Source organism: Roseivirga ehrenbergii (assembly GCF_001593005.1).
In the GTDB taxonomy this organism is placed as follows: domain Bacteria; phylum Bacteroidota; class Bacteroidia; order Cytophagales; family Cyclobacteriaceae; genus Roseivirga; species Roseivirga ehrenbergii.
This window is the reverse complement of the sequence record NZ_LQZQ01000030.1, coordinates 1-222: the sequence shown is the minus strand read 5'-3', so window position 1 is coordinate 222 and position 222 is coordinate 1. Positions and strand designations below refer to the sequence as shown.

The following is a 222-nucleotide window of genomic DNA, read 5'->3' as shown; positions in this document are numbered from 1 at the left end:
TACTGGATTAGTGGCCGTACCACCAGAAATTGAAATGGCAATATCACTGATTTCTAATGCTCCACTTCCTCCATTCGTGCTGTAAAGACCTTCACTCGAAAAAATCTCCACAAAAGTATTCCCATTATGTAAACCTAAGCTGGTAATTACTGGGGCTACAGCATCCACTAAAACAGCCGTAGTTGCTCCTACTGAGTTTAAGGTAAGATTAGCATCGTTGGT

General features: G+C 41.4%; 1 protein-coding gene. It reads right to left on the bottom strand.

The window, feature by feature from the left end:
* Positions 1 to 222 (bottom strand): hypothetical protein (locus MB14_RS10215; protein WP_157716577.1); only part of this gene is annotated, 222 nt, incomplete at both ends.